Genomic DNA, 15,661 nt, shown 5'->3' with positions numbered 1-15,661 from the left:
TTAACCTCCCACTACTGTAGTATCTCCAGGAACTTTCTCAAACCATGTATCTGCTCCTAAGAAATCTGCACTATCTTCATCTGCAGTGTGTTTCCATTCTCCATCATTTAGTCTTGGCATAAAGGTAAGTTTAAGCTTAGGTGTCTTATGCTCTACATTGTCCTTTTTTGTGGAATAGTCTTCTGCCATAGGCTGGGCCACACCTTTTAAAAGCCATACATAACGATATTTTCCATTGGATTTTAAGCTCTTAAATCCTAGGGCAATATGAGGTGGAATATCTGCTTTATTTTCTACAAGCACTCCTTCCACAATCTTATTTCCTAGTATCTTTGCTCTTATAGTTAAAGGTAAATCTGCTGTTTCTACTTCTACATCAATCTTTCCTAATGCAGACACAGATTCCCAAAGCTGGTCATCAGCATAGACTTCTTGAGTATTTACTGTTGGGTTTATTGTAGCATTAATTGCTCCTACCATTGGTTCAGGAACAGCATAAGTTAATTCTTCTATGGTGTCTTTATTTAAAATAGCAAAATGTAAATCCTTTAATCCTACTTGTGCCATTTACATAACCTCCTTAAAAAATCTCATTACTTTGTGATAAATTTTTAAATCCTCTTCATAAATGTCATAAAAGTTTTGTTTCATAAATCCACTAGCTTTCATCTTTTCATGGACTGTTTTTGAAATTTGAGTATAATCACCTTTGCTCCATATATCAATTTGAACATAATAGCCAGTAACAATTTCGCCATCATCAGCGTGTTGTTCTGGCCTATCTAGATAAGTGAAAAAGGTTATATATGTTTCTTCATTACCTGTATAAGTTTGAAACCTTACTGGAACATCTACATCTTTTAATGCTGATAAAACTTCTTTATTTATGCTCATAGCCCCAATCCTTCTTTTAAGTTCTTCTCTATAGTTTCCATTGCACTATCCTTTGAAGTTTCATATCCTCTAGCCATAAAAGGATTGGCTTTCATCTTTACTGTCCCAAATTCTACAAATCTACTATAAAACACATCTTTATCAGGCCCTACTTCTACATGCTTTGCTCCATCCTTATTTTTCACCCTAGATACAGTTATGCTTTCCTTTAGCTTTCCAGTTCTTATAGGTGCTTCCTTTTGAATGGCTTCGTTTACTACATCTCCAGCTTCCCTTAATGCCTTATTTTCAATTCTAGAACCAGTCTTACCTAGCTTTTCGATTTCATTAAGAAGATTCTCCATTCCTTCTAATTTCATATCAGCCACTCTTATCCACCTCCACTGCCTTAATTTCCATATACGCATTTTTGTATTTTATATTATCAATGGCGGTAATGTTATATTGTTTCCCTTGAAAGAGTATCCTCATAGAGGTGTCTATATTTTCAAGGTATCTAATAGTAAATTTCACTGTCTGTTCAGCTTGCACAGCTGCAGCTTCAAAGTATTCTCTTCCATGAAGATTAGTAACCCCTGCCCATGCTGTTTTAAAATCTTCCCATTCTTCAACTTCAAAGCCATTCTCATTGGTGGTGGTAGTTAATCTTTGAAAGGTAATTCTTTTATTTAGTTCTCCTGGATTCATTCCACCATCTCCTCTGGGTAACAGTAATTTAGCTGTGTAAGCATACTATCAATTACAGGTCTTATTTTTTCTCCTACCTTTCCAGCAGTTAAACCTCGGTTTTCATACCAATCTACTACTAGAACTAAGCAAAATAGCCTAGCTAAAGGATTTGTACTATTAAAGGTCTTACCTGTGGCATTTTTTAGATACTCTTCTGAAGCATTGATTAAGGATTCTATTAAACTATCATCTTCATCTCCATCTACTCTTAAGTATTCTTTAGTTTCTTTTAGTGTAATTAGCAAGGCTTATCACCTCCAAAAGGAGTGGAAAACTCCACCCCTATGCTCCAGTTGTTGAAATAGTAAGTTTACCAAATACAGCTGCATCTGTATCCCATTTCACACAATCATCTCTTGTAATAGTTCTAAGCTCAGTAGTATCTCTTCTCCAAGCATCTCCACCAGTAGTTGTAGAAGCTAGTTCATAAACCCCTTGATTAAATAGAACCATTAGCTCTTTAAAGTTTCCAACTATAAATGGAGCTTTTACTGTGGTAGTTCCAGTGGAAGGCAATGTTCTATTGGCTACTACTGCAATTGGTCTACCTTTAAATAGTTTCTTTCCAGGTTGAGTAATATCATCTTGAAGAAGTGGTCTACCATTACCATCTTCCTGTTCATCTAGCCATTGGAATCCATCTTGATTTGTGATGATTGTACTAGATAGACTTAATGCAGGATCTAAATCTACATTTAATACTTTCTTAATAGCCTTAATGTCTTTTAAATCTTTACTTGATAGAGATTTTAATATCTCTATAATTAAACTATTTTTAGTCACCACGTGCTTTTTGGCTATCCATCTTGTTACATAGGATATAATATTTTGATCACTATCCTTTAATAGCTCATTGGTAATTGGTAAAAATCCTGCTCTTTTTACCAGCTTATATGTTACTGGTGTAAATTTAGGATTGTCCATTTCCTGAATTTCTCCATATTCATCTACTACTGCAAATGGAACCATATCCTCGTCTTTTTCTAAAACCCTAGAACCAGATAGTGTGTTTACCTTCTCTACTCTAATAATTTTAGATAGATCATTCATACTTCTCATAAGCTCATTAATTTTTGTTTGAATATCCTCTGGGACAATAATTCCCATATCCCCATCAGAATCAGTGCTTACTCCACCTTCATGCATAGCAGCCTTATATTCATTAATAATGCTGTAATCATCTGCAGTAATTCTCTGTTTTCTTAATCCTTTTAAAAATACTCTTTTGTATTCTGCTTCTAAATCTCTTTCTGCATTATTTACGGGTGTAGCATCATCTAAATTAAAAGCTTCAGATGCTTCTAATTCCTGCTGCATTAACACTTTCTTTTGTAATGCTCTTACTTCTTCCATCATATTTTCAGCTTCAGTTACCTTATCCTCAGCTATTAGGTTTCTTACCTTCGCCTTCTTTTCTTCTAAACTTTGAAGTAGTTCTCTTAATTCTTTACTCAATATAATCCCATCCTTTCTGAAATTAAAAAAAGAGCCTAAAGCTCCAGTTCAATTAATAATTTTTGTTTTAATAATTCTTGTTCTTTGTCCTGTCCATTCTTCTCTGATTTTGACTCTTGTATTAACGCTTTAGGTGTATTTCTATATCTCTCTAGTACCTCCAAATCTACAGATGCAGCCATATTTTTTTCTTCTTCTACCACATCACAAAATCCATACTCTTCACATTCTGTAGCTGTTAGCCAAGTTTCGCTATCCATAATCTCTATAATCTCATCTCTCGTTAGTGCTGAGTGATTTTCATAAGCTGCAATAAGGCTTTCCCTGATTTTGTCTAAGTCTTCAGCTAGTTTTCTAAACTCATCTGCATTTCCCATGCCTACAGTCCAAGGATTATGAATCATCATCATAGCATTTTTAGGCATAAAAATAGTATTGCCTGCCATGGCTATGACACTAGCAATACTTGCAGCTAATCCATCAATATATATATTTTTATGTGCCTTATGCCTTTTTAATATGGAGTAAATAGTCTGACCTGCAAATACATCACCTCCTGGAGAATTGATGTAGATATTTAGTGTATCTATTTCTCCTAAATTATCTAAATCAGATTTAAACTCTTTAGGAGTTACTTCATCACCCCACCAAGTTTCATTTGAAATCTCCCCATAAAGGGTTAACTCACCTGTTTTTTCATCTAAGGATTTAAAGTTCCAAAACCTTTTATTCTTCTTTCCCAATATCATCACCACCTTTTACCTCTTCGCCTGTAATTTTATCCCTCATATACTGCTCGCCTGCCATTTCAATAGGCATCATATTTCCATTAATAAGTAGCCTATCTCCACCTTCCTTGGTTTCTAATTCTTCTAATGCCCTAACTTCATTGGCTGTCATAAAGCCTGATTGGATAGCAATTCTATATCCTTCATATCTAGTTTTTGGATCTGCACGAAGTATTGCATTTACATTAAATTTTATATAGTAGCCTTCTTCTAATTCCTTATTGGTAAATAGCTTATACGTTAATTCCTGTTCATAACCTGTTAGAATATCCATTAGTGTATCTACATAGAATTCCCTTTGCTGATGTTCTACATTGGTATGAGTTGCCCTATCTAAATCATTAATCTGATGGTTCTTTATTCCAAAGGCTGCAGCTATTTGCTTTACGGTAAGCTGAGTGTTTTCTATAAACTGGGCATCTGCCATGGTTAAACTCAAAGGCTGAAACTGATATCCTATGGGAAGAAGGGATACCCTGTTAGCATTTTTAAGTCCACTGGCCATCTGTTCAAATCTCTCTCTAAATACTCTTTGGGCCTCTGGGTTTAAATCTCCTATATAGTGAATAATTCCTTTGGTTTGAAGCCCAGTTTTAAAAGAGTTATTTAAATATTCACTTGCAGCTCCTGCATTTTCTATGGTGTTTTTAAGTTGTTCTAATGGAGTCATACCCAATATTCCATCGCTGGTTAGTCCCTTGAAATGTAACATCTCATCAGGATCAATCCTATACTGAGTACCTTTTTTATCGGTGTAAACATACCAAAGTCTACCTTTATGAGGTAGTAGTCCTATATCATCAATATATATTTCTACTTTAGAACTATCTAAGGGATATATTCCTGTAACATGACCTGCATTTTTACCAACTGTTTCAAATTCAATCCAAGCATAAGCATTTCCATAGATATTTCTCTGAACTTCTAAAGCCTTAAAAAAATCCCTGGCACTCATCCAAGTATTAGGTCTAATCTTTAAAATTGGGGTTAGATAATGTTCTGTCGCACTTTGCCTTCCATTATTATTTTTATATACCTTAGTAGGAAGTTTACCTACGCTATCAGCCAATATTCTAATACAGGAAAACACAGTGGCTTCCTTTAGTGCATTTTTACCTTTGTAATTAAACTCGCTATTTTCAACTCCTAATATTTCTAAAAGCCTTCTATCGTTTAATGATATTTCCTCTGGTAACGCTTCAGCTTTAGGACTAAATATATTCTTTAACCTATTAAATACACTCAAATATCATCACCCCTTCTAACTCCAAAGTTTATCTAGCATTTCCTCTGTTGAATTTTCATTTATATCAAATTTACTTCCTTCATTTCTTATTGCTCTATCTAATGCCATAATTAAAGCCACAGCACCATCTATTTTTTCAGTGGATTTTTCCTTATCAGGTTTTATATTTCCAGCTGGATCGGTTCTTACATGAATATTATCCATCATCCAAGATAGTACTGGATGGCCTCCATGGGCTATTTTTTCCTCTAGTGTTAATTTCATAAGTTCCTTTGTAGGTGGGCTCATATCTTTGTATCCTTGCCCAAAGGGAACTACTGTAAATCCTGCACCTTCTAGGTTTTGTGTCATTTGCACAGCTCCCCATCTATCAAAGGCTATTTCTTTAATGTTATAATCCTTCCATAGTTCTTCTATGAACTTTTCTATAAAACCATAGTGTATAACATTCCCTTCAGTGGTTTGAAGGTAGCCTTGCTGTTTCCAAATATCATAAGGAACATGGTCCCTTCGAACTCTTAAATCTAAGTTCTCCTCTGGTATCCAAAAGTATGGAAGTACATAGTATTTATCGTCATCTGGAACAGGTGGAAAAACTAAAACAAAAGCTGTAATATCTATGGAACTTGAAAGGTCAAGTCCACCATAACACTCTCTTCCTTTTAGTTTTTCAGGATTTACTTCAAATGAGCACTTATCCCATAAATGCATTGGCATCCATCTTACAGATTGCTTCACCCATTGATTAAGCCTTAGTTGCCTAAATAAGTTCTCTTCTGCTGGATTTTCCTTTGCACTTATAAAAGCCATCCTTACTTTTTCTATATCAATAGTATGGTCCAAGGATGGATTAGCTTTATACCAATTAGCTTCATCTGTCCAATCATCACTATCTTCAATTCCATAAATAACAGGGTAGAAGGTAGGATCATGCTTTTTGCCCCTTATTATATCATCTGCCTTTTGGTGAACTTCCCAGCAAATAGAATGCCTATCAGTTCCAGCAGTAGTAATTAAAAAGAAAAGTGGCTGGCATCTCGCATCTCCACTTCCTTTGGTCATTACATCATAAAGTTGTCTATTAGGCTGGGCATGTAGTTCATCAAAAATTACTCCATGAACATTAAGCCCATGCTTTGTAAATGCTTCAGCAGATAGAACCTGATAAAAACTAGCTGTAGGCATATACACTAATCTCTTTTGAGATAGAATTGGTTTTATTCTTTTCTTTAAAGCAGGACATTGATCTACCATATCTACTGCTACATCAAATACGATAGAAGCCTGCTGCCTATCAGCTGCACATCCATAAACTTCAGCACCCCATTCTCCATCACCACAGGTAAGATATAGGGCTATAGCTGCAGCAAGTTCACTCTTCCCATTTTTCTTTGGAATTTCCACATAAGCTGTATTATATTTTCTATAACCATCTTCTTTTACAGTTCCAAATATATCTCGTATGATTTTATCTTGCCAAGGTAAAAGGTCAAAAGGTACGCCATGCCATACACCTTTTGTATGTTTAAGGTTATTTATAAATTTCACTGCTCGTTCTGCTTTCTTTTCATCAAACATTATTTAACCCTCAGTAATTTTTCCATTGGATCATCGGTATCAGTCTCCCCTGTATTTACCTGAATTCTTGTACGAGCAGCAGGGGTAAGTCCAAATTCAGAACAGAAATCCTTCATAACCTTAAGATATGTCTGGGCAATGGATACCTGTGGCACCTGTTGAATATATCCTGATGGGGTTTTAAAAATAGTGCCATGCTTTGATAGAAATTCTTCAGCTTCTTTCCATCTAGCATAGGCTTGACAGTATCCAGCAAAGGCTGCCATGTCCACTTCAGTTAGTATTCCAATGGCCTCCATAGTTTTAGCCATTCGCTCCCATTCTTTCTTAGCTTCAGGCTCCAGCCATGACGGACATTCGGGAGCTTTTTTCTCAGGCTTTGGTTCTTTATCATTTAAAGGTCTTTTTCCAGGATTCCCTTCCAAGACCTTTAGTGCAGTTGGTTTTGGCTTTCTTCCTCGTGTCGCCATTGCTATCACCTCCAATTTATAGTGAAGAAAAAAGGCCCTTATTTTAGGCCTTCCTTCTGATTTTTCTATCTTCCAATTCCTTTGTAGTTTAAAACCCCTAGGGTAATTGCCCCATTACCTCTTTAAAAAGCCCTTACAGGGCAAGTGTGGGGCTTATTTTTCCCTCTTTGTGCTGATTTCAATGGCTTCATCAATGAAACTCAAATCAAATCCAGCACTTTTGTATCCTTCCTTTACAGTTCTTAAATAACTTTGACTTGGAGAATTTAAGTGAATCCTATCCTTAATCTTATTGGTCATAATGTAAACCATGGCAGTTACAATTTCACCAGTCTCAAGTTCCACTGGTATATCTTCTTTGTAGTAAAAGCTAGGATAGCCTTCATACCTATCAAGGGCTAGTTCATCTTTAGGCTCTACTTCCCATACAAGTACTGGCACTTTTTTACCTTTGCAGGGTTCAATGGTTAAATAGGCATTTCCAGGTACACCTTTAAAAAGCAGCCTGTAGCCATAGAGCATTCCCTTTCCATAAACCTTGGCAGTAGGACATCGGTAGCTCATTTGCTCTAGGTTAAGATTTGAACCATAAGCAACATATAGTCTTTTCATTTTGATTCATCCTTTCCAAAGGGCCCAATATTTCCCCACTACTTGGCCTGTGTGGCCTTTACTTTAAGTGAGGGAGTCCTTCTACCAGCTTAAGAGGGGTTTCCCCCTCTGTGGCTCTTGGGCCTGCCGCTATTTTTAAGTTTCTCTATGCGGCTCTTCGAAATCTCCAAGCTGCACTTCCTTCTAGGTGTTTGGTTAAGTGCTCCCTGCAGTTTTTGAATTCTTCTCCGATAAGTCCTATTCGGTTTAGCCAAGTTCTCATTGCAAACTTTGGATTTTCTAATTGTGGCTTTTTGGTGCTAGCACTCTTTTGGGTTAAGGCCTGGTTGTTTATGGCTAAGGCCAAAACAATGTAGCTTCTTATTTTTCCTGCATGAAGAGTTCCATTAAATCCCCTAAGTTCTACTGTTCCTACTCCGTTGAAAAAACTGTGAAGGTTTAGAAAATGATATCTGCTTTCATGGTAGTGTCTTTCCCTGCTGGAGCCGTAGCCTTTGTACCAAATGTCCTCAATTTCTTTGAAAGTTTTAGGTTTTTTCTTATTCATTCTTTCCACTAAATCTTTATCCATCTTCTTGCAGTAACGCATTCTTTCCCTTTCAATTTGTAGGCTTTCGTAAAGCAAATCGTTTCTAGCGTAGATGATGTTTACAAAGTTTCTTAAGCTTCTTGGTGTATGGTCTGCTCCATCTAGGTGTATGTGAATTCCTGCTGTTGAGTTTGAAAATCCTCCTGCCTTTCTGATTTTTCTCACCATCTCCTGCAAAGTTTCAACGTCTTCTTCGTAGGTTAAGATTGGGCTAACAATTTCTACGCTGTATTCTCTTCCTGCCGCAACCTTTTGCCCATTTACTTTTCTTTGGCATCTCAAGCTTCCGTCATACATAACTTTCCAAACCCTTCCATCCGGTGCAGTAACTTTGTAGCTATCGTAATAATCATACTGTTTTTGAATGCTTCCCCCTAAATGCTCTGCCACAATTTTTGCTGCCTTTTCTCTTGTAATTCCTGTTAGTTCAATCTCAATTCCAAAGTTTCCTTTTAAAAAGCCTCTGTCTGCCATGGTTTTATCTCCTTTCAGTGTGTTTTCGTTGTGTATATATATCACTCTAAAAGGGATAAATAGCAAGTACTATTTTCAAAAGAAACATAGTATTTTACACTATTTCAACATATTCAGAAATAACAGCTAAAGCTTCAATATAAGACCCAGATTCCATTATCCTTTTTACCATTTCGTCTGCTTTATCTTTCATACCAGCTTTTTTAAGGGTTCTAGATGCAATCCCCATAAGATTAAATATGTTTCCATCTTCACCGATTAATTTACACCTTGGTTTAGTCATTAGTCTTCCTCCTTCACTGGATACCTAAATGCACTGTTGCCACTTAGATTTTGAAGTAGTTCTTTTCTAATTTCTCTATACTCATCTCCTATCATTCCCAGTCTTGTTAGCCAAGTTCTAAAAGTGTATTTTTCATTGTCGGTAGGTTTCACTTTAGCTAAAGCTCTACTTTGGGCCTTAGCATTTTTATTGATTAGTGCAAAAAGCCAAGTAGCTGCTTCAGTTCCTGTATGCTTAAAGGTGATGGTTTTATCCTTAAAATCAAATTCTATTCCAGGATGTCCTCCCTCTTCAATTTTATTTAATGCTCTTTCAAAACTATCTACGCTGTTAATATCTGCTTCGTTAATTTTAATAACAAAGTCCTCTTCTACTATATTTTCTTCAATTCCCAATGCTTTTTTAATTAAAGGCTGCCTGCTGTAAATCATGTTTACAATATTTCTTAAGGTTCTACCACTGTGGCCATCCATGGGTATTTCTAATTCGTAGCCAATAGGTTCTTCAGGCCCAGCTAGTAGTTCTTCAAATTCTACTTCTACTCCAAGAGATGTCATAATCTTTCCCTCCCTATCTATGATGTAAGTTTCTTTAGGTGTTTCTATTTGATATTGAAAGCTTGGTACTCCTAGATACTTAGGCTTCACTCCAAAATGCTCACCTAAGATTTTTACTAATTCCTTTCTATCCATTTCAATCCCTCCTGTATTTAGGTTACTTACATATATCACTCTAAACACAGGGAATTGCAAGGGTTATATCGAGATTTATTCAAATAAAAAAGCAGGCTAGTAAAAGCCTACTTTTGATTAGATATATTTCCTGTCTTTATATCTCCAATTTTTAAAAAATTCGTCTTCTTCAATTATCGATTGATATGGTGGCGAAGTAAAATCAACAATTATATTAACTACATCAGTAAAATCAAGTTCATATTTTAATATCTTTTTACAGAAATTGTTCCATCTCTTTTGAATTTGATTATCTTTAGCAAGTCTTGCAATTACAATAACAGAGTCTTTTTCATATGGTGTACCTCGATTAGATAATGTTTCATAGATTGCTTCTTGAAGCTTTCTACCCTCAAAATCAAATGTTGTCGCTAAATAATATATATCATAAAAATCCTTCATACGACCTGTAGCTTCCATTAAAGATATGATCGCATCTAATTTCTCCGCTACTGTAGATTCTAAAGAATAAGTTAATACCTCAGGTTTTTCAAACTCTGGAAGTAATACTGGTAGAGTTCTTTCAACTGGAGAAGGTACAATAATATCCCCAACTCCAAAGTCTATACTAAAAGGTGTCTTTGTTCTTCCAATAATACCAGTAAGGTTGACTCTGATACCATGATACTCTTTAACCTCACTAATTTCCTCTAAACCTCTAATTTTAAACTCTACAAAATCATTATTACTAGGTGAAGAAATAACTTCTCTAACAAGCTTTTCAATAGCGTCTAAATCATTTGAATAATTCTTTAAAAGATAATCTGCATCAACTGTTGGCCTCGTAGTAAATCCACTAATTGAATATAATAGAAAACCACCCTTAAGAATAAGATTTTCTTTATAGTTACTCCCCGAAAGCCTTCGAATAAATTCTTCCTGGCAAAATAAATTTAGTAGCTGTTGCAATGGGATGCCTTGTTCTTTCGATTTGTTTTTTAGTCTTGCTAAAACTGACGCTTCAATATTTCCCATTACAACCACACTCCTATATATGTCTGTGTCTTATTCTTAATATTAAATTTCTCAGCATATTCAAATAGGTTTCTCACATTTTTCTTTGGATCTTTTATATAACGTTTTATTGCATTAGTAAATACTTCTCTCTCCAACTTATTCTCATAGCGAAGAACATCACATATAGTGCGATCTCGATTAAATATTTTTATCTCTACCTCTTCTACTTGAATTACATCCAAGCCGATTTCTAGTAATTTTGGTTCAATATAAAAGACTTCTATTAATGGGTAGTCAATTTTATACTGACTTTTTTCACTGTCTCTATCCACAGCTATTTGCCATGCTAGAGGTATTCTATCTGTATATCCATAATGCATCAGTGCACTTTCAAGAAAAATTACTGCATCTGGAAATAGTCTTGCTATTACAGCTTCTTCTGGATAGATATTATCTGATAGTTCATAATAACCACGTTTAATTCTTGTAATATCTCCACTATCTACAAGTTTCTTTATTTGCCGACTTGAAAGCCCTAACGCATTAAGTTCTGATGTTTTTAATACTCCACCACGATTTTTAAATTCTTTATAGATAACACCTTTTTCAATCATAATTGCACCTCATTATCCGCATTGCAATTAGCAGTGCGGGTATTTTAGTGCAATTATATCATTAAATTATTTGATTTTCAAGAATTTTAAATAAAAATTAGTCTAAATCACATACTTTGTATTTTAGTTTCTAGTAGATTTCATAAGCCCTTTATATGGTACTTTCTCCTCATTTCTTATTAGAAAAACTTCTTCATAAGAATCAACATACTCAATATATCTTTTCACAATAACATCTGCATATTTTTCATCAAGTTCTATTGCATAACAAATTCTTCCTAACTGCTCGCAGGCAATTAAAGTAGAACCACTGCCAGCAAAAGGTTCTAATACAATACAGTTACTCATGCTACTATTTTGGATCGGATAAGCTACAAGAGGTACTGGTTTCATAGTTGGATGAAGTTCTGATTTTGTAGGCCTATCAAAATTCCAGATAGTTGTTTGTTTTCTATCTGCATACCATCTATGCTTTCCCGTAGGTTTCCACCCATAAAGAATAGGCTCGTGCTGCCATTGATAATCAGAACGACCTAATACCAATGATTGCTTGGCCCAAATACACACATTAGCAAGATGGAATCCTGCATCCTTGAAAGCCTTTCTAAAATTTAACCCTTCTGTATCTGCATGGAATATATAAGCTGCAGCACCATCATCAAGAGAATTAAATATATTTTTAAATGAAGCTAATAGGAATTCATAAAAGTTTTTATCTTCCATATTGTCATTTTTAATTTTTCTCTCATTTTCACTTCCAGCTGTATAATTCACATTGTAAGGAGGGTCTGTAACACAGAGATTTGCTTTCTTTCCTTCCATTAGTTTCTCATAAATTTCTGCCTTGGTACTATCTCCACAAATAAGTCTGTGCCTTCCAAGTAGCCAAATATCACCCTGTTTTGAAATAGGCTCTTCTGCTAAAGCTGCATCTACATCAAAATCATCATCCTGCACATCTTTATCGTGGATATTACTAAAAAGCTCATCTATTTCTGCAGCATCAAAGCCTGTAAGGTCCATATCAAAATCCAGTTCTTTTAAATTTTCTAATTCTAAAGCTAACATCTCATCATCCCAGCCTGCATCCATAGCCAGTCTATTATCTGCTAAAATATAGGCCTTCTTCTGGGCCTCTGTTAAATGTTCCACTAACACACAGGGAACTTCTTTTATTCCTTCTTCCCTTGCTGCCATTACTCTGCCATGGCCAGCTAAGATATTATAATCCTTATCTATAAGGATGGGATTTATAAAACCAAATTCTCTAAGGCTACTTCTCAATTTATTAATTTGGTCTTTACTATGGGTTCTAGCATTATTTGCATAAGGTATCAACTCATCTATATTAATTAGTTTTAATTCTTCTGTTGTTTTCAATATTTCACTCACCTCTTTATTTTTTATTGAATTTTCTTTGTTTCTTTGTTATAATGTTTATAAAGATACAAAGATATAGGTATTATATTTATGAATTTAGCATATACTATAAAGGAGGTTACAAATATGCCTACAATTGTTATGGAGCGTGATATTATGGATCGTAAAATAATCAGCGTTTCAAAGAAGCGTCAAATTACGATACCTTTACAATTCTATAAACATCTTGAACTTGGAAGCGAAGTTGAATGCTCACTTGAAGATGGTAAAATTGTTATTCAACCTCTTCATAGAGAACCTAGTGAGTTTTCCGTTGAAATACTAAAAGACCTAGTTTCTCAAGGATATTCAGGTGATGAACTAGTAAAGCAGTTTGAAACACAAAGCAAAAATATTAAAAAAGCTGTTACCAATATGCTTGAAGAAGCAGATACCATTGCAGCTGGTGAAAAGAAAGCAGCAAACTTTGATGACATCTTTGGTTCAGAGGACTGATTATGTACGAAATATTATTCAGTCCTCAAGCTGAACGTTTTTTTAAAAAATTAAAGGAAAAACCTTTAAAAAATGCATATAAAACAGCTTTACTAAAATTAAGTGAAAATCCTTATATCGGTCAACCAAAACGTGGTGATTTGGCTGGAATTTATGGTTTTGATGTAAAGTATAAAGGTATAAATTACGAAATTGCCTATACCATCAATGAAGTTAATGGTAAAAAGATTGTTGTGCTTCTTGCTGGAACTCGTGAAAACTTTTATCAACAACTAAAGCGATATATTAAATAGCTCTCAAAAGAGGGCTATTTTGCTTCTATACCCCCCTATGGAATTTTGCGAATTCTTGCACGAGGGGGCCGCCCCGTTCCTGGGCTAGAGGGTTTTAAAATCTTCACCCCGCCCTAGGGGTCAATAGGTGTAAACCTTTCTCTTCCATCTGCCGTCTTCCTTGGCAGTCTTCCTATCATGGCAGGACTTGCACAGGGATTGAAGATTATTAATGTCATAGAATAAGTCTTCGTTACCTTTATGAGGTTTTATATGGTCTACCACTGTTGCTGGGGTAATCCTATTATTCTTTAAACACTCTACACAGAGAGGTTGTTTGTTTAATACATACCTTCTTAAATCTTGCCAGCGACTGCTGTTGTATAGTTTCTTATATGGTCTATTACTACAGTTGTATTCTCTATTAATTTCCTTTTGATGCATCTTGCAATAGTTCCCTTCTGTTAGCTCTGGACAGCCTGGGTACTTGCAGGGCTTCTTTGGTTTCCTTGGCATCCTCTTTCACCTCTTTATCTTTAAAGCAACTAGGGAACATGCAATACACCATATTAGGTGAAAGCCATGCTCCCCAGACGCATTTCTTACATTTATTCATTTGTTTCATCTCCTAAAATTGGGCATAGAAAAAGCCCTAAAGCTAAATGCTCTAGAGCTTGTCATTCTATAAAACTTTAGATCAGATCGTTTTAAATAAAAATGGGCGACCCAAGCCACCCTAAGAAATATTAAGTGCCTAACCAAATGTTAAGCTAAATAGTATTTGAACAAAAATACGAGTAGGTACAGGCACCTTCTCGCTAAAAACTTTATAAGTTTTTGTTCCTCAGTATAATTATACCAGGTAGCCCACTCGTGACTCCCCATATTTGACATTTATAACACTTTAGGCATTCATCCTAAAGTATCTTTGTATTTTACATTAATCTTAAAAATCTATTCTTGTAAAAGATCATCTAAATTAATCCCAAGAAGTTCTAACTTAATAGCAGCTACTTCTTCTTTCTTCTCATTTGATATTTCTCCCACTTTTTCATACATATCTTTTTTTAAAATAGGTTGAGTTAACTGTATTTGGGCCATACATTTTCTTAATACATCATCTCTTTTTATATCTCCTTCATTCGGGTATAAAAGAACATCAAACTTTTGTAGAAATCTTATAGTTGTTGTAATTGGTGCAACTCTTATTAGCAAAGATTCTTCATCATTATTCTCTAAACAGTTTTGTACAACTAATACAGTTCTGGAGGGGTGTAAGTTTCTCTTATTAACAACTCTATCACTTGGAAGCAATCTTATCAATTCATCTCTTAATTTCCATATCTTACCAAATGCAAATTCCCTGTCATCTTTTAAAGCCTCTAGGTCTTTATATTGTTTTGACATATTCTGCTCTCTCCGTTGTATCTAATGTAGCCTCATAGGAATTTAAGATGAATTTCTCATATTCTACATAATTATCTTCATTCACCTTAAAAACTTCCTTTTTTCTTAAGTTGTCCTGAGCTTTCTTTAATCTAGCGGGTGAAAATTTGAATATGTTATTTTTCACTTCTTTCATCCCCCTCTCTAAGGCTTTGGACTTATAATATCGCTTCATTAAATCAGTATCTATTACTTCATCACAAATCTCACTATCATTTAGGTCCCCTCTAGCTTCAATCCAAGGAATTTCTTGATGGTTCATCGCTTCTAGCTCATTTGCAGTATATGAACTATATGTTTCTAGAACTTTATTAATTATATTCAATTTATAATCAGAAATATTACTCATTGCACTCTCTAAAATATTGTTTACTAAGTTTGTATCCATGTGTATATTATTATACCCACATTTAGAATATTTAAAATATAAAGGTCTTAAAACTGCACCATGTCTCCAAGCCTCAAAACCATTGCTTATTAGCTTTTCATCATTTAAAGCCAAACTCCAGGCCTGACAATAATACATTAATTTTTGAAGTTTTTTATTTGAAATTTCTAAGTTATGCGAATTACAATAAGCAATTATATAATTAGATAAATCCTCATAATTCATACAACTCATTTTTATCCCCCATTTGTTTTAAAAAA

23 protein-coding genes are annotated in these 15,661 nt (G+C 34.8%); 2 read left to right on the top strand and 21 right to left on the bottom strand.

Annotated elements, in window-relative coordinates; all coding sequences use genetic code 11:
- From H8707_RS04515 to H8707_RS04435, 17 genes are all read right to left on the bottom strand, one after another.
- Positions 1-567: a major tail protein gene (locus tag H8707_RS04515; RefSeq protein WP_262428946.1), complete on the bottom strand. Its 567-nt coding sequence runs from the start codon at positions 565-567 to the stop codon at positions 1-3.
- Positions 568-894, bottom strand: coding sequence for a hypothetical protein (locus H8707_RS04510; protein ID WP_262428945.1), 327 nt, complete (start codon positions 892-894; stop codon positions 568-570). It lies immediately after the preceding gene.
- Positions 891-1,253, bottom strand: coding sequence for an HK97-gp10 family putative phage morphogenesis protein (locus H8707_RS04505; protein WP_262429010.1), 363 nt, complete (start codon positions 1,251-1,253; stop codon positions 891-893). The genes H8707_RS04510 and H8707_RS04505 overlap by 4 nt, the downstream gene beginning before the upstream one ends.
- A 1-nt stretch (position 1,254) precedes the next feature.
- Complete coding sequence (locus H8707_RS04500; RefSeq protein WP_262428944.1) at positions 1,255-1,581, bottom strand: phage head closure protein; 327 nt, start codon at positions 1,579-1,581, stop codon at positions 1,255-1,257.
- Positions 1,578-1,868 (bottom strand): head-tail connector protein, encoded by a 291-nt coding sequence (locus H8707_RS04495; protein WP_262428943.1) that lies wholly within the window; start codon positions 1,866-1,868, stop codon positions 1,578-1,580. Before H8707_RS04495 ends, H8707_RS04500 begins: the two co-directional genes overlap by 4 nt.
- Positions 1,869-1,905: 37 nt before the next feature.
- Positions 1,906-3,078 carry a phage major capsid protein gene (locus H8707_RS04490; protein WP_262428942.1) on the bottom strand — a complete coding sequence of 391 codons (1,173 nt, stop codon included), beginning with the start codon at positions 3,076-3,078 and terminating at the stop codon, positions 1,906-1,908.
- A gap of 35 nt (positions 3,079-3,113) precedes the next feature.
- Positions 3,114-3,821: a head maturation protease, ClpP-related gene (locus tag H8707_RS04485; protein WP_262428941.1), complete on the bottom strand. Its 708-nt coding sequence runs from the start codon at positions 3,819-3,821 to the stop codon at positions 3,114-3,116.
- On the bottom strand, positions 3,805-5,112 hold the full coding sequence (locus tag H8707_RS04480) for a phage portal protein (protein WP_262428940.1): 1,308 nt from the start codon (positions 5,110-5,112) through the stop codon (positions 3,805-3,807). The genes H8707_RS04485 and H8707_RS04480 overlap by 17 nt, the downstream gene beginning before the upstream one ends.
- A 15-nt stretch (positions 5,113-5,127) precedes the next feature.
- Positions 5,128-6,690 carry a terminase large subunit gene (locus tag H8707_RS04475; RefSeq protein WP_262428939.1) on the bottom strand — a complete coding sequence of 521 codons (1,563 nt, stop codon included), beginning with the start codon at positions 6,688-6,690 and terminating at the stop codon, positions 5,128-5,130.
- Positions 6,690-7,160: a phage terminase small subunit P27 family gene (locus H8707_RS04470; protein WP_262428938.1), complete on the bottom strand. Its 471-nt coding sequence runs from the start codon at positions 7,158-7,160 to the stop codon at positions 6,690-6,692. Before H8707_RS04470 ends, H8707_RS04475 begins: the two co-directional genes overlap by 1 nt.
- A 153-nt stretch (positions 7,161-7,313) precedes the next feature.
- Positions 7,314-7,772, bottom strand: coding sequence for a gamma-glutamylcyclotransferase family protein (locus H8707_RS04465; RefSeq protein WP_262428937.1), 459 nt, complete (start codon positions 7,770-7,772; stop codon positions 7,314-7,316).
- Between the two features lie 145 nt (positions 7,773-7,917).
- Entirely contained in the window at positions 7,918-8,835 is a 918-nt protein-coding gene (locus tag H8707_RS04460) for an amidoligase family protein (protein WP_262428936.1), read from the bottom strand.
- Positions 8,836-8,929: 94 nt separating this feature from the next.
- On the bottom strand, positions 8,930-9,118 hold the full coding sequence (locus H8707_RS04455; protein WP_106063644.1) for a hypothetical protein: 189 nt from the start codon (positions 9,116-9,118) through the stop codon (positions 8,930-8,932).
- Positions 9,118-9,810 (bottom strand): virulence-related protein, encoded by a 693-nt coding sequence (locus H8707_RS04450; RefSeq protein WP_262428935.1) that lies wholly within the window; start codon positions 9,808-9,810, stop codon positions 9,118-9,120. The genes H8707_RS04455 and H8707_RS04450 overlap by 1 nt, the downstream gene beginning before the upstream one ends.
- 117 nt (positions 9,811-9,927) lie before the next feature.
- Positions 9,928-10,824: a nucleotidyl transferase AbiEii/AbiGii toxin family protein gene (locus tag H8707_RS04445; RefSeq protein WP_262428934.1), complete on the bottom strand. Its 897-nt coding sequence runs from the start codon at positions 10,822-10,824 to the stop codon at positions 9,928-9,930.
- Complete coding sequence (locus tag H8707_RS04440; RefSeq protein ID WP_111921355.1) at positions 10,824-11,420, bottom strand: type IV toxin-antitoxin system AbiEi family antitoxin domain-containing protein; 597 nt, start codon at positions 11,418-11,420, stop codon at positions 10,824-10,826. Before H8707_RS04440 ends, H8707_RS04445 begins: the two co-directional genes overlap by 1 nt.
- 123 nt (positions 11,421-11,543) lie before the next feature.
- Entirely contained in the window at positions 11,544-12,800 is a 1,257-nt protein-coding gene (locus H8707_RS04435; protein WP_262428933.1) for a site-specific DNA-methyltransferase, read from the bottom strand.
- Positions 12,801-12,926: 126 nt separating this feature from the next.
- On the opposite strand from H8707_RS04435, the gene H8707_RS04430 reads away from it, so the two are divergent.
- Together H8707_RS04430 and H8707_RS04425 are read left to right on the top strand one after the other, a co-directional pair.
- Positions 12,927-13,295: an AbrB/MazE/SpoVT family DNA-binding domain-containing protein gene (locus H8707_RS04430; protein ID WP_095177268.1), complete on the top strand. Its 369-nt coding sequence runs from the start codon at positions 12,927-12,929 to the stop codon at positions 13,293-13,295.
- A gap of 2 nt (positions 13,296-13,297) precedes the next feature.
- Positions 13,298-13,588 carry a type II toxin-antitoxin system RelE/ParE family toxin gene (locus H8707_RS04425; RefSeq protein WP_262428932.1) on the top strand — a complete coding sequence of 97 codons (291 nt, stop codon included), beginning with the start codon at positions 13,298-13,300 and terminating at the stop codon, positions 13,586-13,588.
- Positions 13,589-13,708: 120 nt separating this feature from the next.
- Here the strand turns inward: H8707_RS04425 and H8707_RS04420 are convergent, their stop codons facing one another.
- The 4 genes from H8707_RS04420 to H8707_RS04405 form a co-directional block, all read right to left on the bottom strand.
- Entirely contained in the window at positions 13,709-14,011 is a 303-nt protein-coding gene (locus tag H8707_RS04420) for an HNH endonuclease (RefSeq protein ID WP_237915647.1), read from the bottom strand.
- Positions 13,992-14,183 carry a hypothetical protein gene (locus tag H8707_RS04415; RefSeq protein WP_262428931.1) on the bottom strand — a complete coding sequence of 64 codons (192 nt, stop codon included), beginning with the start codon at positions 14,181-14,183 and terminating at the stop codon, positions 13,992-13,994. Before H8707_RS04415 ends, H8707_RS04420 begins: the two co-directional genes overlap by 20 nt.
- A 338-nt stretch (positions 14,184-14,521) precedes the next feature.
- A complete protein-coding gene (locus H8707_RS04410) occupies positions 14,522-14,974 on the bottom strand; it encodes a type II toxin-antitoxin system PemK/MazF family toxin (RefSeq protein ID WP_262428930.1) in 453 nt (150 codons plus the stop codon).
- On the bottom strand, positions 14,958-15,635 hold the full coding sequence (locus tag H8707_RS04405) for a Panacea domain-containing protein (RefSeq protein ID WP_262428929.1): 678 nt from the start codon (positions 15,633-15,635) through the stop codon (positions 14,958-14,960). The genes H8707_RS04410 and H8707_RS04405 overlap by 17 nt, the downstream gene beginning before the upstream one ends.
- Between the last annotated feature and the right edge of the window lie 26 nt (positions 15,636-15,661).

Source organism: Paratissierella segnis (assembly GCF_014385195.1).
Taxonomy (GTDB): domain Bacteria; phylum Bacillota; class Clostridia; order Tissierellales; family Tissierellaceae; genus Paratissierella; species Paratissierella segnis.
This window is presented reverse-complemented; position numbering and strand designations above follow the sequence as displayed.